This window comes from Streptomyces sp. NPDC004126, from assembly GCF_050275515.1.
GTDB lineage: Bacteria > Actinomycetota > Actinomycetes > Streptomycetales > Streptomycetaceae > Streptomyces.
The window spans coordinates 78,101-98,403 of the sequence record NZ_JBNNPF010000008.1 but is presented as its reverse complement, the minus strand read 5'-3'; the positions used below and the strand labels follow the sequence as shown (position 1 = coordinate 98,403).

General features: G+C 73.1%; 20 protein-coding genes. 16 read left to right on the top strand and 4 right to left on the bottom strand.

What is annotated here, in order from left to right:
- Nucleotides 1-30: 30 nt before the first annotated feature.
- A complete protein-coding gene (locus ACQKM2_RS10215) occupies nt 31-1,383 on the bottom strand; it encodes an aspartate aminotransferase family protein (protein WP_427708275.1) in 1,353 nt (450 codons plus the stop codon).
- Between the two features lie 165 nt (nt 1,384-1,548).
- On the opposite strand from ACQKM2_RS10215, the gene ACQKM2_RS10210 reads away from it, so the two are divergent.
- The 5 genes from ACQKM2_RS10210 to ACQKM2_RS10190 all read left to right on the top strand — a co-directional run bounded on the left by ACQKM2_RS10210 (nt 1,549) and on the right by ACQKM2_RS10190 (nt 5,766).
- The gene (locus tag ACQKM2_RS10210) at nt 1,549-2,178 is read left to right on the top strand and encodes a DJ-1/PfpI family protein (protein ID WP_427708273.1); all 630 of its coding nucleotides are present in this window, start codon (nt 1,549-1,551) and stop codon (nt 2,176-2,178) included.
- Nucleotides 2,171-2,671 (top strand): MarR family winged helix-turn-helix transcriptional regulator, encoded by a 501-nt coding sequence (locus ACQKM2_RS10205; protein WP_427708271.1) that lies wholly within the window; start codon nt 2,171-2,173, stop codon nt 2,669-2,671. Before ACQKM2_RS10210 ends, ACQKM2_RS10205 begins: the two co-directional genes overlap by 8 nt.
- A gap of 273 nt (nt 2,672-2,944) precedes the next feature.
- Entirely contained in the window at nt 2,945-4,633 is a 1,689-nt protein-coding gene (locus ACQKM2_RS10200; RefSeq protein WP_427708269.1) for a serine/threonine-protein kinase, read from the top strand.
- 81 nt (nt 4,634-4,714) lie between these two features.
- Entirely contained in the window at nt 4,715-5,116 is a 402-nt protein-coding gene (locus ACQKM2_RS10195) for a nuclear transport factor 2 family protein (RefSeq protein WP_427708267.1), read from the top strand.
- A gap of 5 nt (nt 5,117-5,121) precedes the next feature.
- Nucleotides 5,122-5,766 carry a LysE family translocator gene (locus ACQKM2_RS10190; RefSeq protein ID WP_427708265.1) on the top strand — a complete coding sequence of 215 codons (645 nt, stop codon included), beginning with the start codon at nt 5,122-5,124 and terminating at the stop codon, nt 5,764-5,766.
- Nucleotides 5,767-5,794: 28 nt separating this feature from the next.
- Here ACQKM2_RS10190 and ACQKM2_RS10185 read toward each other — a convergent pair whose 3' ends face one another.
- The gene (locus ACQKM2_RS10185) at nt 5,795-6,274 is read right to left on the bottom strand and encodes an HIT family protein (RefSeq protein WP_427708263.1); all 480 of its coding nucleotides are present in this window, start codon (nt 6,272-6,274) and stop codon (nt 5,795-5,797) included.
- 288 nt (nt 6,275-6,562) lie between these two features.
- Between ACQKM2_RS10185 and ACQKM2_RS10180 the strand changes: the two genes are divergently transcribed.
- The 8 genes from ACQKM2_RS10180 (at nt 6,563) to ACQKM2_RS10145 (ending at nt 14,795) form a co-directional block, all read left to right on the top strand.
- Nucleotides 6,563-7,492 (top strand): alpha/beta hydrolase, encoded by a 930-nt coding sequence (locus ACQKM2_RS10180; RefSeq protein ID WP_427708261.1) that lies wholly within the window; start codon nt 6,563-6,565, stop codon nt 7,490-7,492.
- A complete protein-coding gene (locus tag ACQKM2_RS10175; protein WP_427708259.1) occupies nt 7,485-8,672 on the top strand; it encodes an acyltransferase family protein in 1,188 nt (395 codons plus the stop codon). The genes ACQKM2_RS10180 and ACQKM2_RS10175 overlap by 8 nt, the downstream gene beginning before the upstream one ends.
- Before the next feature lie 10 nt (nt 8,673-8,682).
- Nucleotides 8,683-9,999 carry a sensor histidine kinase gene (locus tag ACQKM2_RS10170; protein ID WP_427708257.1) on the top strand — a complete coding sequence of 439 codons (1,317 nt, stop codon included), beginning with the start codon at nt 8,683-8,685 and terminating at the stop codon, nt 9,997-9,999.
- Nucleotides 9,996-10,667: a response regulator gene (locus ACQKM2_RS10165; protein WP_427708255.1), complete on the top strand. Its 672-nt coding sequence runs from the start codon at nt 9,996-9,998 to the stop codon at nt 10,665-10,667. The genes ACQKM2_RS10170 and ACQKM2_RS10165 overlap by 4 nt, the downstream gene beginning before the upstream one ends.
- 87 nt (nt 10,668-10,754) lie before the next feature.
- Nucleotides 10,755-12,083, top strand: coding sequence for a sensor histidine kinase (locus ACQKM2_RS10160; protein ID WP_427708254.1), 1,329 nt, complete (start codon nt 10,755-10,757; stop codon nt 12,081-12,083).
- The gene (locus ACQKM2_RS10155; protein WP_285547313.1) at nt 12,080-12,739 is read left to right on the top strand and encodes a response regulator; all 660 of its coding nucleotides are present in this window, start codon (nt 12,080-12,082) and stop codon (nt 12,737-12,739) included. Before ACQKM2_RS10160 ends, ACQKM2_RS10155 begins: the two co-directional genes overlap by 4 nt.
- A gap of 25 nt (nt 12,740-12,764) precedes the next feature.
- On the top strand, nt 12,765-13,982 hold the full coding sequence (locus ACQKM2_RS10150) for a cytochrome P450 (protein ID WP_427708251.1): 1,218 nt from the start codon (nt 12,765-12,767) through the stop codon (nt 13,980-13,982).
- 114 nt (nt 13,983-14,096) lie between these two features.
- A complete protein-coding gene (locus tag ACQKM2_RS10145; RefSeq protein ID WP_427708249.1) occupies nt 14,097-14,795 on the top strand; it encodes an alpha/beta hydrolase in 699 nt (232 codons plus the stop codon).
- A gap of 34 nt (nt 14,796-14,829) precedes the next feature.
- On the opposite strand, the gene ACQKM2_RS10140 is transcribed toward ACQKM2_RS10145, so the two are convergent.
- Nucleotides 14,830-15,648: a diacylglycerol kinase gene (locus tag ACQKM2_RS10140; protein ID WP_427708434.1), complete on the bottom strand. Its 819-nt coding sequence runs from the start codon at nt 15,646-15,648 to the stop codon at nt 14,830-14,832.
- Between the two features lie 184 nt (nt 15,649-15,832).
- On the opposite strand from ACQKM2_RS10140, the gene ACQKM2_RS10135 reads away from it, so the two are divergent.
- From ACQKM2_RS10135 to ACQKM2_RS10125, 3 genes are all read left to right on the top strand, one after another.
- On the top strand, nt 15,833-17,116 hold the full coding sequence (locus ACQKM2_RS10135; protein WP_427708247.1) for an adenylosuccinate synthase: 1,284 nt from the start codon (nt 15,833-15,835) through the stop codon (nt 17,114-17,116).
- Nucleotides 17,117-17,268: 152 nt separating this feature from the next.
- Nucleotides 17,269-17,898: a DUF6879 family protein gene (locus ACQKM2_RS10130; protein WP_427708245.1), complete on the top strand. Its 630-nt coding sequence runs from the start codon at nt 17,269-17,271 to the stop codon at nt 17,896-17,898.
- An 84-nt stretch (nt 17,899-17,982) separates the two neighbouring features.
- The gene (locus ACQKM2_RS10125; RefSeq protein WP_427708244.1) at nt 17,983-18,477 is read left to right on the top strand and encodes a carboxymuconolactone decarboxylase family protein; all 495 of its coding nucleotides are present in this window, start codon (nt 17,983-17,985) and stop codon (nt 18,475-18,477) included.
- Nucleotides 18,478-18,498: 21 nt separating this feature from the next.
- Here ACQKM2_RS10125 and ACQKM2_RS10120 read toward each other — a convergent pair whose 3' ends face one another.
- The gene (locus ACQKM2_RS10120) at nt 18,499-20,148 is read right to left on the bottom strand and encodes an ADP-ribosyltransferase domain-containing protein (protein ID WP_427708242.1); all 1,650 of its coding nucleotides are present in this window, start codon (nt 20,146-20,148) and stop codon (nt 18,499-18,501) included.
- Between the last annotated feature and the right edge of the window lie 155 nt (nt 20,149-20,303).

The window sequence follows — 20,303 nt, the reverse complement described above, 5'->3', positions numbered from 1 at the left end:
ATGCGGATGTGACGTCCGCTGTCCGGACCGTCAGGCGCCGCTGGTGTGCCGGTCGGCCACCGTGAGCGCCTCGTCGAGCAGGGCCAGGCCCTCCTTGGCCTCGGCCTCCGTGACGGTGCACGGGGGGACGACGTGCGTCCGGTTCATGTTGACGAACGGCCACAGCCCGGACGCCTTGCAGGCCGCCGCGAATTCGGCCATGGGGGCGTTGTCGGCGCCCGCGGCGTTGTACGGGACGAGCGGCTCGCGCGTCTCCTTGTCGCGTACGAGTTCCAGCGCCCAGAAGACGCCGAGGCCGCGGACCTCCCCGACGGAGGGGTGGCGCTCGGCGAGGTCGGCCAGCCCGGGGGCGATGACCTCGGCCCCGATGCGGGCGGCGTTCTCGACGATGCCCTCCTCCTCCATCGCGTTGATCGTCGCGACGGCGGCGGCGCAGGCCAGGGGGTGGCCGGAGTACGTCAGCCCGCCCGGGTAGGGGCGGGTGGCGAAGGTCTCGGCGATGGCGGCGGAGATGGCGACGCCGCCGAGCGGCACGTAACCGCTGTTGACGCCCTTGGCGAAGGTGATCAGGTCGGGGGTGACGTCCCAGTGCTCGGCGGCGAACCACTTGCCGGTGCGGCCGAAGCCCGACATGACCTCGTCGAGGATGAAGACGATGCCGTGGCGGTCGCACAGCTCGCGCACGCCGGCCAGGTAGCCGGGCGGCGGGGTCATGATCCCTGCGGTGCCGGGCACCGACTCCAGGATGATCGCGGCGATGGACTGCGGGCCCTCGAAGGCGATCGTGTCGGCGAGGTGCGCGAGGGCGCGCTCGCACTCCTCCTGCTCGGTGGTCGCGTGGAAGGGCGAGCGGTAGAGGAACGGGCCCCAGAAGTGGACGACACCGGCGGAGGCGGTGTCCGAGGGCCAGCGGCGCGGGTCGCCGGTCAGGTTGATCGCGGCGGCGGTGGCGCCGTGGTACGAGCGGTAGGTGGAGAGCACCTTCTGGCGGCCGGTGTGCAGCCGGGCCATGCGTACGGCGTTCTCCACGGCCTCGGCGCCGCCGTTGGTGAAGAAGATCTTGTCGAGGTCGCCGGGGGTGCGCTCGGCGATGAGGCGTGCGGCCTCGGAGCGGACGTCGACGGCGAAACCGGGCGCCAGGGTGCAGAGCTTCGCGGCCTGCTCCTGGACGGCGGCGACCACCTTGGGGTGCTGGTGGCCGATGTTGGTGTTGACCAGCTGGGAGGAGAAGTCGAGGAAGCGGTTCCCGTCGTAGTCCCAGAAGTACGAGCCCTCGGCGCCGGCGACCGCCAGCGGGTCGATCAGGGCCTGGGCGGACCACGAGTGGAAGACGTGAGCGCGGTCGGCGGCCTTGACGGTCGCGCCGGTGACATGAGGGGTCATGTCGTCACGCTAGAAGTGCGCAGGTGGGAAGGGATATCGGCGGACTGTATGGGGGTGGGGGGCCGCCCTCGGCAGTCTGTCTGCCCGACGCCGCCATTGACAGCACACTGGCATGATGACAGTCTTCTGTCATAGCTTTCGTCCTGCCAACTGGAGGCGAGCACCATGACCGAGACCCCCGCCAAGCCCGTCCACCTCGCGGTCTACGACACGTGGGCGGACTGGGAGACCGGACACACCACCGCGCACCTCACCCAGCACGGCCACCGGATCCGCACGGTCGGCTTCTCCGCCGGCACCCCGGTGACCACGATGGGCGGGCTCCGGGTGCTGCCCGACCTGTCCCTCGGGGACCTGCGCCCCGAGGACTCCTCGATGCTGATCCTCACCGGCGCCGAGCTCTGGGACTCCGGCGACGAACTCGCCCCGTTCGCGGCCAAGGCCCGCGAGTTCCTGGCCGCCGGGGTACCGGTCGCGGCCATCTGCGGAGCCACGGCGGGCCTGGCCCGCGAGGGTCTGCTCGACGACCGCCCGCACACCAGCGCGGTCTCGTTCTACCTCGCCGAGCAGCCGGGGTACGCGGGCGCCGGGCAGTACGTGGAGGCCGACGCCGTGACGGCGGGCGACCTGATCACGGCGGGTCCGACCGAACCGGTGGCCTTCGCCCGGGAGGTCTTCGCCCGGCTCGGCGTCTACAAGCCGGACGTCCTCGACGCGTGGTACCGGCTCTTCCACGACTCCGACGCGAGCGCGTTCCCGGTCCTGATGGCGGCGGCGGAGGCGGGCGATGCCTGACCCCCTGACTGAACCCCTGGCTGAACCCCTGACCGAACCGCTGACCGGGCGGGAGCGGCAGGACCTGCTCAGCCGTACCGCGCTGGGCGTCTTCCACCTCAACGGCCAGTTCCTCTCGGTCTCCGAGGAGCTGGCCCGCCCGGCCGGGCTGACGGCCGCGTGGTGGCAGGTCCTGGGCGCGGTGCTGACGGAGCCGCTGCCCGTGGCGGGCATCGCCAGGACCATGGGCATCACCCGCCAGAGCGTCCAGCGCGTGGCGGACCTGCTGGCCGCCCGGGGCCTCGCCGAGTACGTCCCCAACCCGGCCCACCGCCGCGCGAAGCTGCTCCGCCCGACGGAGGCGGGCCGCGCCGCGGTCGCCCGCATCGATCCGGGGCACGCGGAACTGGCCGACAGGCTGGCGGAGGCCCTCGGCGAAGCCGGCTTCGCCGAGGCGGTCGCGGTCCTGGACCGCCTCTCGGCGGCGCTGTCGGCGATCGCGTCGGAGGCCTGAGGGGGCGGGGACGGGGTGGTACCGGACGGGTGCCGGACAGGTGCCGGACGCCGAAGCCCGTCGCGGACGGCACCCCACCCCGTCCCCGGCACCGGCCCGCACCCCGCGCCGCACCCCGGAACGGACCCGCCGGGACAACGGCCAGAGCACCGGCCAGGGCACCCGCCGGGCCACCCGCCGGGGCCACCGGCCGGGGCAACCCCTCCCCCCGCGGAGCGCCCCGCACTACGCTCGGCCCGTCCGGTCAGCCCAGGGGGAAGGGACCACCCGGCGATGGAGCAGCTCCACCCCACCGACCCGCACCACGTCGGCCCGTACCGCCTCCTGTCCCGCCTCGGGGCCGGCGGCATGGGCCAGGTCTACCTCGCCCGCTCCGACCGCGGCCGTGCCGTCGCCGTCAAGCTCGTCCACCCCGGCCTGGCCCTCCGCGAGGAGTTCCGCTCCAGGTTCCGCCAGGAGGTCTCCGCCGCCCGGCGCGTCGGCGGCGCCTGGACCGCGCCCGTCCTCGACGCCGACACCGAGGCGCCGGCCCCGTGGTTCGCCACCGGCTACGTCGCCGGGCCGAGCCTGCGCCAGGTCGTGGCCCGGGACTTCGGGCCGCTGCCCGCCCGCACGGTACGGATCCTCGCGGCCGGACTCGCGTACGCCCTCCAGGACATCCACCGGGCCGGCCTGATCCACCGCGACCTGAAGCCCTCCAACGTGCTGCTCACCATCGACGGCCCCCGCGTCATCGACTTCGGGATCGCCCGCCCCCTCGACGATCCCGACGGCGGCCTGACGCGGACCGGGCAACTGGTCGGCTCCCCCGGCTTCATGGCCCCCGAGCAGGTGCGCGGCGGGCCGGTCACCCCGGCCTGCGACGTCTTCTGCCTCGGCGCCGTCCTCGCCTACGCGGCCACCGGACGGCTGCCGTTCGGCGACGCGGAACACCCCGGCGGGACCGCCGGGCTGCTGCTGCGCATCGTCGAGGCCGAACCGGACCTGGACGGCGTACCGAACGGGCTGCGCGAGCTCGTCGCGGACTGCCTGCGCAAGGACCCCGCCGCCCGGCCCGACCCGGCGACGGTGCTGGCCCGGGTGGGGGCGGGCGACACGGTGGCCGACGGCCGGGCTCTGGAACCCTGGCTCCCGGCACCGCTCGTGGCCCAGCTGGGGCGGCAGGCCGCACAGCTCCTCGACCGCGAGGACGCCGGCCCGGCGGGGGCGCCCCCGCCCTCGGCCCCGGCGCCGCCCTTCACGCCGACCGCCCCGCCCTTCACGCCGACCGCCCCGCCCGTCGCACCGCCGTCGCCGCCCTTCGCCCCCGTACCGTCCGTGCCGCGCCCCGTCCCCGCCACCCTCGCGGCGCCCGTCACCGCCGGCCCCCCGGTGCCCGTGCCGCCGGTGCCCGTCCAGCCGTACGAGCCGCCTCCCGCGGCGCCCCCGGCCCGCCCCGGCACCGTGTCGACGGCGTTGCTCGCCGTGGTGGCGGTCGTCGTCGCGGCGGCCGCGGGCGGCACGGTGTACGCGGTGATGAGCGGGGGCTCCGCGCCCCGGCCCCCGGTCACGGCGCCCTCCGGGCCCGCGGGCGGCCCCTCCGCGGGCTCCGGATCCGCTTCCGCCCCCGCCTCCGGGAGCCCCGGAAGCGGAACCCGGGCGGGCCGGCTCCCCCAGTCCTACGCCGGCACCTGGCGGGCCACGTCCGGCTCCGCCGACTGGCGCCTGACCCTCACCCCCGGCGCCGTCGGCGACTCCGTCATGACCCTGCGCGTCGAGCACCCCGGGTACGCCTGCTCCTGGCGGGCCGCCCTGCGCAGCGCCCCCGACCCGGTGGAACTCGACGCCTCCGCCGTCACCTCCGGGACCCCTCCCACCTGCACGCCCGGCGGCTGGAGCCGGCTGCGGCTACTGCCCGACGGAAGCCTGGTCCGCGAGCTGAGCGGGGGAGACAGCCCCCCTCTCACGTATTACAGGGAGTAGTCGACGGCCGTTTGTGTCGAAGTCAATAAGCCTGCAAACAGAGCTTGTTGCCTGAGACGGGCCCGCCGCACACTGCCGCACATGGAGCCCTTGAAGGTAGTGGCACGACTGTGGGAGCGGATCGAGGCACGCGACTGGGACGGCGTGGCCGGGCTCGTCGCCGAGGACGCCGTCATCGAATGGCCGGTCAGCGGCGAGCGGATCGTCGGCAGGGCCAACTTCATCGCCGTGCTCCGTGACGAGGAGGACGACACCGGCGGGCGGTCCATCGGCTCCGTCGAGGTCCTGCGCATCCTCGCCGACGGAGACCTCGTCGTCACCGAGGTGGAGATACCCGAGGACCACGTCCTCTACCGGGCCGTATCACTGTGGACGGTGCACGGAGGACAGGTCGTCGGCGCCCGGGAGTACTGGACGAGCCCTGGACAGGACCCTGCGCCCCGCTGGAGAGCCGTTTACGTCGAACCCCTGGTGGCAGACTGAGCCGTGTGCTCACGCAACTCGCCGCGGCGACCGGCGTCCTGGCCCTGCTGACCCTCGTACCCGGCCCCGACATGGCCATCGTGACCCGGCGCGCCGTCTCCCGCGGGCGGGCCGACGGGCTGCGCACGGTGGGCGGGATCGCCGTCGGGCTGCTGCTGTGGGGCGCCCTGACGGCGGCCGGGCTCGCTGCGCTGCTCGCCGCCTCGGCCGAGGTGTTCCTCGTGGTCAAGCTCGCGGGTGCGGCGTACCTCTGCTTCCTCGGCGCGCAGGCCCTGCGCCGCCCGGGTGCCGGGACGGCCCTGGACGGGACGGCCGGTGACCCGGCGGACCGCCCCGCGACCGGCCGCGGCCGCGGCGGCAGTGCCTGGCGCACCGGCCTGGTCGCCAACGCCCTCAACCCGAAGATCGCCGTGTTCTACACCGGCCTGCTGCCCACCCTGGCGCCGCCGGGCCTGCGCCCGGCGGCGGGGATGGCGCTCCTCGTCCTGGTCCACGTCCTGCTGACGCTGGCCTGGCTGAGCACGTACGTCTACGTCCTCTCGCGCGCCCGGCGCTTCTTCACCCGGCCGCGCGTCCGCCGGACGATGGACCGGGTGACGGGCGTCGTCCTGATCGGCTTCGGGGTGCGCGTGGCCACGTCCGCGACGTAGCTCCGAGGTAGGGGGCGGAGCCGGCCCGCTACGGGAGGAGGCGGTCGAGCTCCTCGGTGACGGCGGCCCGTATCCCGTCGTGGCGGGGCGCGAGCGCGTGGCGTTCGCCGCGCCAGCACTCCTCGTCCTCGTAGAGCCAGACCGGCATCCGGACGAGGTCCTCGGGCTCCCAGTCGTAGCGCGGCCAGATGTGGGCGTGCAGGTACGGGTCGGTGTTGCCGAGGATCTCGATGTTCACGCGGCGGAAGGCCGGGTCGAGCCGCGCGCAGGCCCGCTCGACGGCCTCGGCGAGCCGCTCCAGGTCGGTGAGGTAGGCGATCCGGCGCGCCGGGGGCAGGTCCGAGAGCCGGGTCACGGCGGGGTCGTCGGTCAGCAGCACCGAGTACCCGGGCAGGAACTGCCGGTCCCCGATGGCCGCGAATCCGGAGTCGAGGCGGCGCAGGACGGTGGGGTTCAGCCCCCGGTGCGCGCTGCCGATGCGGTCGTGTCGCCAGTCGGTGTCGTTCATCTCCGGACCCTAACGGAGGCCGGTGGAGGGAGATTTGCCGGTGTCGGCCGGGGCGGCCGGGGCGGCCGGGGTCGGCCGGGGTCGGCCGGGCGCACCGATGCCCGCCCGGCGCTCGCGGACCGGTGGAGAACCGCTGTCGGCTGGCTCTCAGGTAGCGGTGGTCATACCTGAGAGCTACCTGCGAAGGCCGCTCCGCAGCGTGACGCCGACGAGGGGGGCCGATTCCTAACTTCGTTACCAGAGCGGGCGCCTGCCCGCCGGACCGAAGGACAGGAAGAGGAATCCGAGATGAGCACTGGCAGCCGCCTCCGCCGCACCCTGCTGGCCGGCCTCGTCGCCGCGGCCGTCGTGCTCCCCGTGTCCGCCGCCGCGTCCCCGCGGATCCCGGCGCCCGTCCCGGAGGCGGTCCCCGAGTCCGCCTCCCTGGAGAGCCGGTACGCGGCCTCCCTCGCGGGCATCGCCGGTGCGGCCCGTACGGCCGAGGCGTCGGGCCACTCCGGCCGGGCCGCGAGACTGCGGGCCATGGCCGGGAGCGGAGCCCGGTTCCTCGCCTTCGACGGCCGCGGCCAGGGCCGCGCCGTGGAGGTGTTCGGCGACCTGGACGGCGCGGACCGGATCGCGGTCCTGGTGCCGGGCTCGGACACGAACCTGGACACCTACCAGCGCTTCCGGGAGGGGGCCCGCTCCCTCCAGCAGCGGCTCCAGGCCGGGCACCCGCGCTCCGCGGTGGTCGCCTGGCTCGGCTACGACACCCCCGGCACGGTCAGCACCACCGTCCTGACCGCCGACCGCGCCGACCGGGCCGCAGCCGAACTCGGGCCGTTCCTCTCCGGGTTGCGGAAGCTGACCCCGGACGGCGCCCGGATCTCCCTGCTCTGCCACTCGTACGGCTCGGTGGTCTGCGGCCGGACCAGAACCGGCCCGGAAGTCACCGACATGGCCCTGTACGGCAGCCCGGGCACGGGAGCGGCGACCGCGGGGGAGCTGCCGACCACCGCCCGGGTGTGGGCCGGCCGGGGCTCCGGGGACTGGATCGGCGGTGTTCCCCATGTCCGGCTCGGCGGGGTCGGGTTCGGTACCGATCCCGTGGATCCCGCCTTCGGCGCCCGCGCCTTCCCGGCCGGCTCCGCCGGGCACAGCGACTACCTCAAGCCCGGCACCGAGTCCCTCGGCAGCCTGGCCCGCATCGTCCTCGGAGCGGAGGCCCCGCATGCGTAGCCCGCTCGCCCGCTGGTCGGCGCTGGCCGACCGCGTCGACGGGGCGACCCCGGCGGACCGGGACCGTTCGGTGGACGCCCTGCGGGCCCTCGCGATCCTCGGCGTGGTGCTCGGGCACTGGCTGGTGACCTCGCTGACCAGTACGGACGGCGGCCTGCGCGGGGTGAGTCCGCTGGCCCACATGCCCTGGCTGGCCCCGGTGTCCTGGGTGTTCCAGACGCTGGCCGTGTTCTTCCTGGTCGGCGGGCACGTCGCGGCCCAGGGGTACGCGTCGGCGCGGGCGCGCGGGGTCGCGTACGGGAGCTGGGTCCGGTTGCGGCTGGGGCGGCTGTTCCGCCCGGTGGCGGCGGTGCTCGCGCTGTGGGCGGTCGTGGCGGGCGGGCTGCTGCTGGGCGGCGCCGAGCTGGACACCGTCCGGACCCTGCTCCGGCTGGTGTGGTCGCCGCTGTGGTTCCTGCTGGTGTTCGCCGCGCTGACCGCCGCCACCCCGCTGGTGGTCCGGCTGAGCCCGCTGTGGCCCGCGCTCGTGGTGGCGGCGGTCGACGTGTGGCGGTTCGGTCTGGGCGGGCCCGAGTGGATCGGCTGGGTCAATGTCGCCGCGGGCTGGCTCGTCCCCTACACCCTGGGGGCCGCGTGGGCTCGGGGTGCGTTCGCCCGGCGCCGTCCGGCCCTGCTCCTGCTGGGCGGGGGCGCGGCCGGTGCGGCCGCGCTGGTCCTGTGGGGCGGGTACCCGGCCTCGATGGTGGGGGTGCCGGGGGCGGCGGTGTCCAACCTGAACCCGCCGACACTGGCCGCCGTCGCCTTCGGGCTGGCCCAGTGCGGGCTGGCGCTGCTGGCGCGCGGGCCGCTGGCGCGGGCCATGCGCCGGCCCCGCACCTGGGCGAAGGTCGCCCTGATGAACCTCTCCGCGATGACGGTGTTCCTCTGGCACCAGACCGCGATGATGTCCGTCACCGCCCTGGGGCTGCTGGTCTCCACCGATCTGCCCGGGCTGCACACCGTGCCCGGTACCGCGGGCTGGATAGCCGCCCGGCTCCTGTGGCTGCCGGTGTTCGCGGCCGCCCTGGCCGTCTGCTGGGCCGCCTTCCACACCTACGAGCGGGCCCCCCGGCCGCGGAAGGCCGCGGGGACACCGCGCGACCGGCGACCGGCATCCACGAGGGAGATCTCCCATGCCTAGGGTGGACGACGTGCACGAGCAGAGAGAGACCGCGGCCGAGGGGCCCGGCCAGGACGTCCCCGCCGCGCGCGGTGTGACCCGGCAGCTGTTCTTCCTCGGGCGGGATCCGCTGCCCCCGATGAAGCGGCCCCGCTGGCTGAACCGGCTGCCGCACGCCCTGGTCGTGTACGTCGCGGTCCTCTTCGGCTTTCTGACGTTGACTCAGGTCCAGGACCACTACCACGTGCGCGATCCGAGCGTCATCGTGCTGTGCCTCTTCACCGGCTTCTCCATCGTGGCCGCGATGTTCCGGCCGGTCGCCGCCTGGTGGCTCGGCCTGGTGACCTACGGCTTCATCGCCGCCGCGATCCACGGCCACGTCGGGCAGGGCCAGACCTGGCCCTGGACGCCGATCGGGCCCTTCGCCTTCGCCCCGCTGGTCCTGCTGGTGGCCCTGCGCGTGCCGCCCAGGGTGACGGCCGCGGTCGTCTCCGTCTCCGTGGCCTGCACCGGAATCGCCGAAATGCTCTTCAAGCCGGAGCACAGCCAGAGCAGCACGGTCGGCGCGCTCCTCGTCTTCGGCTTCGCCGGCCTCCTCGGGTACGCGCTGCGGGCGACGCGGCTGGCCCGCGGCCAGCTCGTCGCGCAGGAGACCCTGACGGAGGAGGAGCGGGCACGGCGGACGCTGCTGGAGGAGCGCAGCCGGATCGCCCGTGAGCTGCACGACGTCGTCGCGCACCACATGTCGGTGATCTCCATCCAGGCCCAGGTGGCCCCGCACCTGGTGGAGAACCCGTCTCCGGAGCTGAAGGAGAACCTCGCCGGCATCCGGCAGAACGCCCTGGAGGCCCTCACCGAACTGCGGCGCGTCCTGGGCGTGCTGCGCTCCGAGCACGCCGACGACCCGGCGAACCCGCACCACCCGCAGCCCACCCTCGCCGAGCTGGACGCCCTCGTGGACAACGTGCGCGCGGCCGGACTGGACGTCACCACCGAGACGGCGGGGATACGGCGGCCGCTGACCCCGGGCGCGGAGCTCACCGCCTACCGGATCGTGCAGGAGGCGCTGAGCAACTGCCTGCGCCACGCCCCCGGTTCCCGTGTGGAGGTCGGCATCGCCTACGGGCCGCGCGAACTGCACCTGTGCGTGGCGAACTCGGCGCCGACCCGGCCGGCCCCGCCGTCGCCCGGTGCGGGGCACGGGCTGCTCGGCATGCGGGAGCGGGCGGGCATGCTGGGGGGAGAGCTGGCGGCCGGCCCGCGCCCTGACGGCGGGTACGAGGTGAGCGCCGTGCTCCCCATGGATCCGCCGGGCGGTTCCGTCTCCGAGAAGAAGAAGGACGCATGAGCACTCCGATCAGGGTCATGATCGCCGACGACCAGATGATGGTCCGGCAGGGCTTCACCGTCCTGCTGAACGCCGAGCCCGACATCGAGGTGGTGGGCCAGGCGATAGACGGCGCCGACGCGGTGGCGAAGACCGGGGAACTCGCGCCGGACGTGGTCCTGATGGACATCCGCATGCCGGGGATGGGCGGCATCGAGGCCACCTCCGTCATCACGGGCACGCCCGGCTCGGCGGTGAAGGTCCTGGTGCTGACCACCTTCGACCTGGACGAGTACGTGTACGAGGCGCTGCGCGCGGGTGCTTCTGGATTCCTCCTGAAGGACGCCTCGGCGGACCAGCTGGCCGAGGCCGTGCGGGTGGTCGCGGCCGGCGAGGCACTGCTGTCGCCGAACATCACGAAGCGCCTGATCACCGAGTTCTCGCGGCTGGGCGCCCCGCGTGCGCCGTCCAGGGCGCGGATCGAGGAGCTGACGGAGCGGGAGACCGAGGTGCTGTCGCTGATCGCCCAGGGCCTGTCGAACGGGGAGATCGCGACGCACCTGGTGGTGGCCGAGCAGACGGTGAAGACCCATGTGGGCCGGATCCTGGTGAAGCTGGGCCTGCGGGACCGGACCCAGGCCGCGGTGTTCGCCTACGAGACGGGTCTGGTCCGTCCGGCGGGCTACTGAGGGCCCCGTGTAGTACCTGAGGGGGACCCCGGGAAATCCCCTTCGGCGGCGACGCGGTCGAGGGAGGCACCGGCCTACGGTTTGGACATGACCGAGACGACCACCGGGGCGACCCCCCGGCCTCCCGAACTGCGGATGGCTTCGGGCCTGCTGCAGAGCCTGCGCGACGAGCTGATCACCGACGCCTTCGCCTACCGGCCGCTGCCGCCGATGCGGACGGACGGGCCGCTGGTGCGCCGGCTTCCCGAGGGCATACGGCCGAAGGCGGCCTACCTGCCGCATGCCGTGGTGGTCGTGACGGCGTTCATCGTGACCATGCTCGCGAGTACCGACAACCAGTTCGGCGGGCCGCCGGTCCAGTTCGTGGTGCTGGGCCTGCTGGCGGCGGGTCCGGTGCTGATGACCCTGGTGCGTCCCGCGGGGGCGTTCTGGGTGGTGCTGGCGCTGACCACGGCCCTGTCGGTGGTCTCCGACCGGACCCTGTCCTGGCCGTGGTCGCCGAGCACGTTCGTGGCGACCCTCGCCGTCATGACCTTCGTGGCGATGCGGCTGAGGCCCCGGGCCGCCGCCTGGATGTGGGTCATCACCCTCGTGTACGGAACGGCCCTGCCGATCCTGGTCGGCGGCGCGGACGGCGGCGCCGTCGCGCCGATGGCCTTCTTCTCGGCGGTGGCCCTGCTGGTGGTGACGGTCCGCAACACGCGCAGGGAGGCCCGGCGCGAGGTGATCGCGGAGCGGGAGGTGACGGCCGTCGAGCGGGACCGGCGGACGCTGCTGGAGGAGCGGACGACGATCGCGCGGGAGCTGCACGACGTGGTCGCGCACCACATGTCGGTGGTGGCGATCCAGGCGGAGGCGGCCCCGTACCGGGTGAAGAATCCGCCGCCGGAGCTGGAGGCGGCCTTCGCGACCATCCGGGAGAACGCGGTGGCGGCCCTGACGGAGCTGCGGCGGGTGCTGGGTGTGGTGCGGTCCGCGGACTACGAGGCCCCGGAGGCCCCGCAGCCGACGCTGGCCGCCCTGGACGGGCTGCTGGCCAATGTGCGGGAGGCCGGTCTGCGCGTGGACAAGACGGTCACGGGTGCGGTGCGCGAGCTGCCGCAGGGCGTGGAGCTGTCGGCGTACCGGATCGTCCAGGAGGCCCTGAGCAACAGCCTGCGGCACGCGCCGGGGGCGCCGGCCGAGGTGGAGGTCTCGTACGTGCTGGGCGGGCTGGGGATACGGGTGGTCAACGGTCCGGCGGACGGGGACGTCCCGCCCTCGCCGGGCGCCGGGCACGGGATCACGGGGATGCGGGAGCGGGTGGCGATGCTGGAGGGGGAGATGACGGCCGGGGAGACCGGTGCGGGCGGGTACGAGGTGGCCGTGTTCATACCGGTGCGCAGCCGGCCGCAGCCCGAGGAGGAGCCGGCATGACGATCCGGGTGCTGATCGTCGACGACCAGATGATGGTCCGCGAGGGGTTCTCCGTCCTGCTGAACGCGATGGAGGGCATCGAGGTCGTCGGGGAGGCCGTCGACGGCAGGCAGGCCATCGCGCAGGTCGCGGCCCTGAGGCCGGACGTGGTGCTGATGGACATCCGGATGCCGGAGATGAACGGTCTGGAGGCGACGCGGCAGATCGTGGCGGCGGACACGGACGCGAAGGTGCTGGTCCTGACGACCTTCGACCTCGACGAGTACGTGTACCAGGCGCTGCGTGCGGGGGCGTCCGGGTTCCTGCTGAAGGACGCCTCCGCCCGGCAGCTGGCGGAGGGGGTGCGGGTGGTGGCGGCCGGGGAGGCGTTGCTCGCCCCGTCGGTGACGAAGCGGCTGATCTCGGAGTTCTCGAAGCTTTCGGAGGTGCAGAGGGCGGCGGACCCTTCGGGGGTGTCGGAGTTGACGGAGCGGGAGACGGAGGTGCTGGTGCTGATCGCGCAGGGCCTGTCCAACGGGGAGATAGCGGACCGGCTTCTGGTGGCGGAGTCGACGATCAAGACGCATGTGAGCCGGATCCTGGTGAAGCTGGGCCTGCGGGACCGGACCCAGGCCGCGGTGTACGCCTACGAGACACGGCTGGTGACGCCTGCTTAGGGAACGCAGCGCCTAGGGTGCTGGGATGCGCTTTGATCCTTGGGATGCCGCGTTCGTAGCCGATCCGTACCCCGCCTACCGGGAGTTGAGGGAGCAGGGGAGGGCGGTGTGGTGTGAGGCGACGGGGCAGTGGCTGGTGCCGCACTACGCCGATGTGAGCGCGCTGCTGCGGGACCGGCGGCTGGGGCGGACCTACCTGCACCGGTTCAGCCACGAGGAGTTCGGGCGGGAGGCTCCGCCGCCGGAGCACGAGCCGTTCCACGTGCTCAACGGGAACGGCCTGCTGGACCTGGAGGATCCCGCGCACGCCCGGGTGCGGCGGCTGGTGTCGAAGGCGTTCACCCCGCGCATGGTGGAGCGGCTCGCGCCGTCGGTCGAGCGGCTGGCGCGGGAGCTGGCGGGCGGGCTGCGGGCCGCCGGGGGCGGGGACCTGCTCACCGCTGTCGCCGAGCCGCTGCCGGTGGCGGTGATCGCGGAGCTGCTGGGGGTCCCGGAGGGGGACCGGGGGCTGCTGAGGCCCTGGTCGGCGGACATCTGCGGGATGTTCGAGCTGCGGCCGGACGCGGAGACCGCGCGGCGGGCGGTGACGGCGAGCGTGGAGTTCAGCGCGTACCTGCGGGAGCTGATCGCCGAGCGCCGCAAGGAGCCCGGCGCGGATTTGATCTCCGCGCTGATCGCCGCCCACGATGAGGAGGGCCGGCTCAGCGAGCAGGAGATGATCTCGACCTGCGTCCTCCTGCTGAACGCCGGGCACGAGGCGACCGTGAACACCACGGTGAACGGCTGGTGGGCCCTGTTCCGCAATCCCGTTCAGCTCGCCGGCCTGCGCGCGCACCCCGGTCCGGCGCGCGCGGAAAAGTTGTCCACAGCTGTGGATGAACTGATGCGCTACGACACGCCCCTCCAGATGTTCGAGCGCTGGGTGCTCGACGACATCGAGATCGGGGACGTGCTGATCCCCCGCGGGGCCGAGGTGGCGCTGCTCTTCGGGTCCGCGAACCGGGACCCCGCGCGTTTCGAGGAACCCGACGTGCTCGACCTGGGGCGGGCCGACAATCCGCACCTGACCTTCGGGGCCGGTATCCACTACTGCCTGGGCGCGCCCCTGGCCCGGCTGGAGCTGGCCGCCTCGTTCGGGGCGCTGCTCGACGCGGACGGGCCGCCGATGCGGCTGGTGAGGGAGCCGCGGTGGCAGGAGGGCTATGTGATCCGGGGGCTGCGGGAGCTCCTGGTGGAGTTCTAGGCGGGCGGCGGGTCCTCCGGTGGCGGGCTGCCGGAGGGCTGCCTAGCGTGAAGCGAAGCCGGCCTCCGCCCACCCCACCCTGCCCCGCCCCGCAGCGAGAAGAGGCACGTCCCCATGCCCGAAAAGCCCGCCATCGTCCTGGTCCACGGTTTCTGGGGCGGCGCCGCCCACTGGTCCAAGGTCATCACCGAGCTGCACCGCCGCGGCTTCCGCGACCTGCACGCCGTGGAGAACCCGCTGACCTCGCTGGCCGACGACGCCGAACGCACCCGCAAGATGGTCCGGCAGATCGACGGGCCCGTGGTCCTGGTGGGCCACTCGTACGGGGGCGCCGTCATCACCGAGGCCGGCGACCTGCCGAACGTCTCCGCGCTGGTCTACGTCGCGGCCTTCGCGCCCGACGCCGGGGAGAGCCCCGGCGCGCTCACCGAGCAGCGCCCTCCGGCGGCCTTCCCCAACATCGCGCCGGACTCGGACGGCTACCTCTGGCTCAAGCAGGACAAGTTCCACGAGAGCTTCGCGCAGGACCTGACGGCCGACGAGGCCCTGGTGATGGCCGTCACCCAGAAGGCCCCGCTGGGGTCCACCTTCGGCGACGCCATCACCGCCCCGGCCTGGCGGGCAAAGCCGTCCTGGTACCAGGTGTCCACCCAGGACCACATGATCCACCCGGACAACCAGCGCATGATGGCCGAGCGGATGAACCCCCGCAAGACGGTCGAGCTGGACAGCTCGCACGCCTCCCTGGCCTCCCAGCCGGGCCCCGTCTGCGACCTGATCGAGGCCGCCGCGAACGAGACGGCCGGCCGCTAGGGCCTGTCGTCCCGGGCGGAGCCCCCGGGACGCCTCACCTCGGCAGCGTCAGCGCCCAGGCCGCCCGCCGCACCGTCCACGTGCGCCGCCGCACCGGGCCGGCCAGGGCGTGGTCCGCCCGGTAGCGGAAGTCCTCACCGGACGCCCCGACCAGCGCGGACACCGTGACCGCCTCCGCGCAGCCCCTCAGCGGCGGCGCGCCCGACAGCCGCACCACCACCTCCGCCGGTCCCGCGCCGCCCCCGGCGGTCCGTACGGCCACGTCCTCCACCGGGCGGTCCCCGTCGGCGACCACGACCCCGTCGACCTCCACCCGCAGCCGGTGCACCGGCCCCACGGGCGGCGCCGGGCTCGGCAGCAGGGTCCGCAGCAGCGAGCGGTAGCCCCCGCCGCGCCGCACGGCCGACACCGGCGGACTGATCCGCAGGCCGCCCAGCACCACCCCACCGCCGTCGTCCACCAGCAGGTCCCGCGGCCGCGCCACCCCGTCCAGTGCCGTCCTCGCCGCCAGCACCGCCGACAGCGGCACGCCGAGCGACCGGGCCAGCACGAGCGACCCCGCGGGCCCCACCGGAATCAGCGACACCACCCGCTCGCCGGGCTCCCGCTCCCGGTGCAGCAGCCCCACGGCCCGCACCAGTGCCCGGTCGTCTCCCACGACCACCGGCCGCCGATGACCGCGGCGGGCGAGGGCCCGCGCAAATTCCTCCTGCGAATCCGGGAGGCAGATTTTCGCCGCTGCTCCCGCTGACAACACATCCTTCGCGATTCGCACGGACTCGCCGTCAAGACGGCGGGCGACCGGGTCGACGAGCACGAGCAGGCCGCCTACCGGCGCGCCCGCATGGCTCATGGCGGGCTCTGGAGCCGACACCTCGGTCCTTCCTCGGGTAGCATCTTTGTGCAAGAGGCCCTTGCGCTATTGCGCCAGGGCCTTCGTCTATTCCGGGGCACCGGTCCGACGGCTCAGCATGCGGTGTACATCGTCGTACGCCCCCTGACCTTGGACATGCCCCATCCGGAAGAGGTGTACGCCTGTGCCCGCTCTTGTGCTGCTCGGAGCTCAGTGGGGTGACGAGGGCAAGGGAAAGGCCACCGACCTGCTCGGTGGATCCGTTGACTATGTGGTGCGCTACCAGGGCGGCAACAACGCCGGCCACACGGTCGTCGTAGGCGACCAGAAGTACGCGCTCCACCTTCTCCCTTCCGGCATCCTCTCCCCCGGATGCACCCCGGTCATCGGCAACGGTGTCGTCGTCGACCCGGCCGTCCTGCTCTCCGAGCTGCGCGGTCTGAACGAGCGCGGCATCGACACCTCCAAGCTGCTCATCAGCGGCAACGCGCACCTGATCACGCCGTACAACGTCACCCTCGACAAGGTCGGCGAGCGCTTCCTCGGCAAGCGCAAGATCGGCACGACCGGCCGCGGCATCGGCCCGACCTACGCGGACAAGATCAACCGCGTCGGCATCCGCGTCCAGGACCTGTACGACGAGTCGATCCTCACCCAGAAGGTCGAAGCGGCCCTGGAGGGCAAGAACCAGCTCCTCGCGAAGCTGTACAACCGCCGCGCGATCGAGGCCTCCGCGATCGTCGAGGAGATGCTCCAGTACGCGGACCAGATCAAGGGCTACGTCGCCGACACCACCCTGATCCTCAACAACGCGCTGGACCAGGACAAGGTCGTGCTCTTCGAGGGCGGCCAGGGCACCCTGCTCGACGTCGACCACGGCACGTACCCCTTCGTCACCTCCTCGAACCCGACCGCCGGCGGCGCCTGCACCGGCACCGGCGTCGGACCGACGAAGATCAGCCGCGTCATCGGCATCCTCAAGGCCTACACGACCCGCGTCGGCGCGGGCCCGTTCCCGACCGAGCTGTTCGACGAGGACGGCGAGGCGCTGCGCCGCATCGGCGGCGAGCGCGGCGTGACCACCGGCCGCGACCGCCGCTGCGGCTGGTTCGACGCCCCGATCGCCCGCTACGCCACCCGCGTGAACGGCCTGACGGACTTCTTCCTCACCAAGCTGGACGTGCTGACCGGCTGGGAGGAGATCCCGGTCTGCGTCGCGTACGAGATCGACGGCAAGCGCGTCGAGGAGCTGCCCTACTCGCAGACCGACTTCCACCACGCGAAGCCGATCTACGAAACCCTCCCGGGCTGGTCCGAGGACATCACCAAGGCCAAGACCTTCGCCGACCTGCCGAAGAACGCGCAGAACTACGTGAAGGCGCTGGAGGAGATGTCGGGCGCCCCGATCTCCGCGATCGGCGTCGGCCCCGGCCGCACCGAGACGATCGAGATCAACTCGTTCCTCTAGGCACCGCCGCCCGAAGGGGCGGGGAGCGCACCGCGCCCCCGCCCCTTCGGCGTATTCGGCCTGGCGCGCGCAGACCCGCGCGAACACGTACCGCGTCCGGTGGATCACGTTCGGTACAGTCGGGGGACCTTCATCCAGGCTGGGGATTGCAGATGCACGACCTCCGCGCGCCGGCGCTCCCGGCCACCCGAGGCGAGGCGCTCGACGCCGACGCCTACGCCGAAGAGCTGCTGGAACGCCGTGCGTCGGTCCGCAACGGCGAGTCCTGGCGGCTGGAGCGGCTCCAGCACTTCGAGGAGGCCGGCAACCCGGCCCGGGACGCGCTGCGCCGCGGCGACTGGCGGGAGGTGCTCCGGCTGATCGAGGCCGAGCGCACCACCGCGCGCCGGGCCGCCGACGACGACAGCCGCACCGGCTCCCCCTTCCGCCGGCTGCGGGTGGTGGAGCAGCCGCTGTCCCCGTACCTGCGCTGGCAGCTGCACTGGCTCCACATGCGCGCCGAGGCCGGGCACCAGACGCGGGTGCTGTCCGCCGAGGAGTTCTCCTTCGCCGAGGCGGCCGGCGGCGGCCGGCTCCCCGAGATCGTGATCGTCGACGGCCGCGTCCTGTACGAGCTCCTCCACACCCCCGCAGGCGTCCACACCGGCAGCCGCCGGTACGAGGACCCGGCGGTCGTCCGGCCCTGGGAGGTGTACGTGAAGCGGGCCTACGCGATGGCCGAGGACCTGCGGAACTACTTCACCCACTCCGTCGCGCACCTGCCGCCGCCCCCGGCTGCCTGAAAAAAACTTTCCCCGGGCCTGTCACATCCGCGCCCTCCCGCGGGTCAGTGCTGTGAAGACACCGACCGAAGGAGAGCAGCAGCCATGACGAACACCCCCTCCTCGATCTCCCGGATGCCCAACCCGGGCGAGTTCGTGCCCGAGCTGAACGACATCAGCGCCGCCCTCTTCCGCGCCACCGGCAACCGCTCGGTCCCGCGCACCACGGTCAGCCTGGTGCACCTGCGCGCCGGCCAGATCGTCCACAACACCTACCTGACCGTCCTGAACACCGCCTTCCTCCGCAAGGCCGGCGAGTCCGAGGAGCGGATCACCGCCGTCTCCTCCTGGCAGGACGCGCCCTACTTCACGCCGGCCGAGCGCGCCGCGCTCGCCCTGGTGGAGGCCACCCTCCAGCCCGCCCCCCGCGGCCAGGAGCGCGTCCCGGACGAGCTGTACGCCGAGGTCGCGGAGCACTACGACGAGAAGGCGCTGGCCACCCTCACCATCGCGATCGGCCAGATCAACTTCTTCATCGCGCTGGCCGTGATCGGCAAGCCCCAGCCGGTCGCCTCCCTCGCCGACCAGCAGTGGGACTGACGGCCGGCGGCCCGCACCGGGTCAGGACACCAGGGTCTGCTCCTCCAGCTCGGTCAGCCGTACCGTGCACAGCCCGCCGCGCTCGGTCCTCACGTCCGTGACCTTCAGCTGCGTTCCCGGGGAGAGGATGAACTCCTCCTCCTCGGTGAACGCGGAGAAGGCCCGGATGCCGACCGCACGGGCGGGCACCACCTCGAAGAGCGTCCGCTTGCCGCGGCTGCCGAGGAACCCCCGCGCGACACCGAGCTTCGGCGTGCAGGAGGACACGCCCCACCAGGTGACGGTGCGGCCCAGCGGGTACTGCGCCCGCAGGTCCAGCGCCACGCCCCGGTACAGCGGCTCGGTACGCGCGGGCAGCCCCGACACAGCCGAGAACAGCAGCCGCAGGTAGGGCAGGTACGGGACGAGCCTGGAGCGGTCCGGGGAACGCAGGACGGCGTTGATCTCCCGGTAGAACGCGGACTCGCAGGTGTAGAGGTAGAGCGCGGAGACCGCGTCGGCGGACAGCCCGGCGGCCGCCCCGTCCGGCCCGGCCGGCCCGTCCGCCCGGGTCTTGCCGAACTCGTACGACCGGTCGACGTGCCGGCCGAGTCCGGACAGCAGCTCGGCGACGGGCGCGACGGCGTCCCGGAAGTCCATGAGCGGGGTGTCGAACACACCGGTGATGGCGTCAAGGACGAGGCCCTCGTCCTTGACGCTGGAGAGGCGCTCCAGATACAGCTGGTGCAGCTCCATCGTGGAGGCGATGAAGGCGCCCATGCGTGCCGCGACGTCCTCGCCGCCCGCACCGCCGGCCTCTTCGGCGGGCTCGTTCCACCCCTTCTCCGGGAGCCAGTCGACGGGGGCCGCGCCCACGGACGCGAGTGCGTCGTTGACCGTCGCGAAGTGGTCGCCGTCGCAGAAGATGTCGCCCTGCGCCGCGGGATTGGCGTGGTCGATGTGCCGGACCTCGACGCCGGGGTACTTCTTCTGGAGTTCGAGGACGACCTTCTTCAGGCTGCGCGCGTGGGCGCCCCACCAGGCGAAGACGACCCCCCGGTCCTCCTCGTCGGCGTCCTGCTTGGCCTTGAGGATCTCCTCGACGATGCGTTCGGCGACCGGCCGCCAGAAGGCGGTGTGCGGATCGGCGCCGCCCCGGGTCCCGTCGCTGCTCGCGGTGAGCGCGGCGTTCAGCAGGAGCACGCCCTGGGTGAGCATCGCCTGGAACCATTCCGGCGGCTGCACGGTGTCCCGCTCCCTGAGGAGCGCGCGTATGTCGGCGATGGGGGTCTTCTTGGGAATTCCGTGCTTCCACATCGCCGCTGCCTTGATGATGCAGCGAATGCTGACGACCCGGCCGAACTGACTGTCCTTCCAGTCGTGGAAAGTGTTGTCGAACATCGCTATGCCGGTGGCGCTTTCCGGCCGCGGATAGGGGTTCTGTCCGAAGACGACGACCTTCCACTTGTGCGGTGGATTCGGCTTGAGCGCCTGGAAGGTCAGCTCGCGGACCGGTACGACTTCCGGCCCGCGGCCCGGTCCGATGAACGCGGCGGCGTTCGACTGGGCCTCGACAACGGGCTTGAGCAGGGGCAACCAGGGCTCGCCACCACCCTTGAACAATTCGGCGAGGGCCAGCGGGTCATTCGGGTCGGACTGGGCGGGATTGGCCGGGGAATTGCTTTCGGGCATGGCAGAACTCCGAATTTCAGAACCGGACTTCGAGTCTTTCCGCAGGCTAGCAGCGGGCACTGACAACGCCTCCGGAAGCACTGATCCACCGTCACCGGCCGCTGCCCCGAAGCCGATTGTCAGTGCCCGCCGCTAGCGTGGTGAGTGGTCGGAAA

Excerpts from the sequence above, each read along its gene's own strand:
- ACQKM2_RS10215 (WP_427708275.1), bottom strand. The coding sequence starts at position 1,383 with ATGACCCCTCATGTCACCGGCGCGACCGTCAAGGCCGCCGACCGCGCT.
- ACQKM2_RS10210 (WP_427708273.1), top strand. The coding sequence starts at position 1,549 with ATGACCGAGACCCCCGCCAAGCCCGTCCACCTCGCGGTCTACGACACG.
- ACQKM2_RS10205 (WP_427708271.1), top strand. The coding sequence starts at position 2,171 with ATGCCTGACCCCCTGACTGAACCCCTGGCTGAACCCCTGACCGAACCG.
- ACQKM2_RS10200 (WP_427708269.1), top strand. The coding sequence starts at position 2,945 with ATGGAGCAGCTCCACCCCACCGACCCGCACCACGTCGGCCCGTACCGC.
- ACQKM2_RS10195 (WP_427708267.1), top strand. The coding sequence starts at position 4,715 with ATGGAGCCCTTGAAGGTAGTGGCACGACTGTGGGAGCGGATCGAGGCA.
- ACQKM2_RS10185 (WP_427708263.1), bottom strand. The coding sequence starts at position 6,274 with ATGAACGACACCGACTGGCGACACGACCGCATCGGCAGCGCGCACCGG.
- ACQKM2_RS10180 (WP_427708261.1), top strand. The coding sequence starts at position 6,563 with ATGAGCACTGGCAGCCGCCTCCGCCGCACCCTGCTGGCCGGCCTCGTC.
- ACQKM2_RS10175 (WP_427708259.1), top strand. The coding sequence starts at position 7,485 with ATGCGTAGCCCGCTCGCCCGCTGGTCGGCGCTGGCCGACCGCGTCGAC.
- ACQKM2_RS10165 (WP_427708255.1), top strand. The coding sequence starts at position 9,996 with ATGAGCACTCCGATCAGGGTCATGATCGCCGACGACCAGATGATGGTC.
- ACQKM2_RS10160 (WP_427708254.1), top strand. The coding sequence starts at position 10,755 with ATGACCGAGACGACCACCGGGGCGACCCCCCGGCCTCCCGAACTGCGG.
- ACQKM2_RS10155 (WP_285547313.1), top strand. The coding sequence starts at position 12,080 with ATGACGATCCGGGTGCTGATCGTCGACGACCAGATGATGGTCCGCGAG.
- ACQKM2_RS10150 (WP_427708251.1), top strand. The coding sequence starts at position 12,765 with ATGCGCTTTGATCCTTGGGATGCCGCGTTCGTAGCCGATCCGTACCCC.
- ACQKM2_RS10145 (WP_427708249.1), top strand. The coding sequence starts at position 14,097 with ATGCCCGAAAAGCCCGCCATCGTCCTGGTCCACGGTTTCTGGGGCGGC.
- ACQKM2_RS10140 (WP_427708434.1), bottom strand. The coding sequence starts at position 15,648 with ATGAGCCATGCGGGCGCGCCGGTAGGCGGCCTGCTCGTGCTCGTCGAC.
- ACQKM2_RS10130 (WP_427708245.1), top strand. The coding sequence starts at position 17,269 with ATGCACGACCTCCGCGCGCCGGCGCTCCCGGCCACCCGAGGCGAGGCG.
- ACQKM2_RS10125 (WP_427708244.1), top strand. The coding sequence starts at position 17,983 with ATGACGAACACCCCCTCCTCGATCTCCCGGATGCCCAACCCGGGCGAG.
- ACQKM2_RS10120 (WP_427708242.1), bottom strand. The coding sequence starts at position 20,148 with ATGCCCGAAAGCAATTCCCCGGCCAATCCCGCCCAGTCCGACCCGAAT.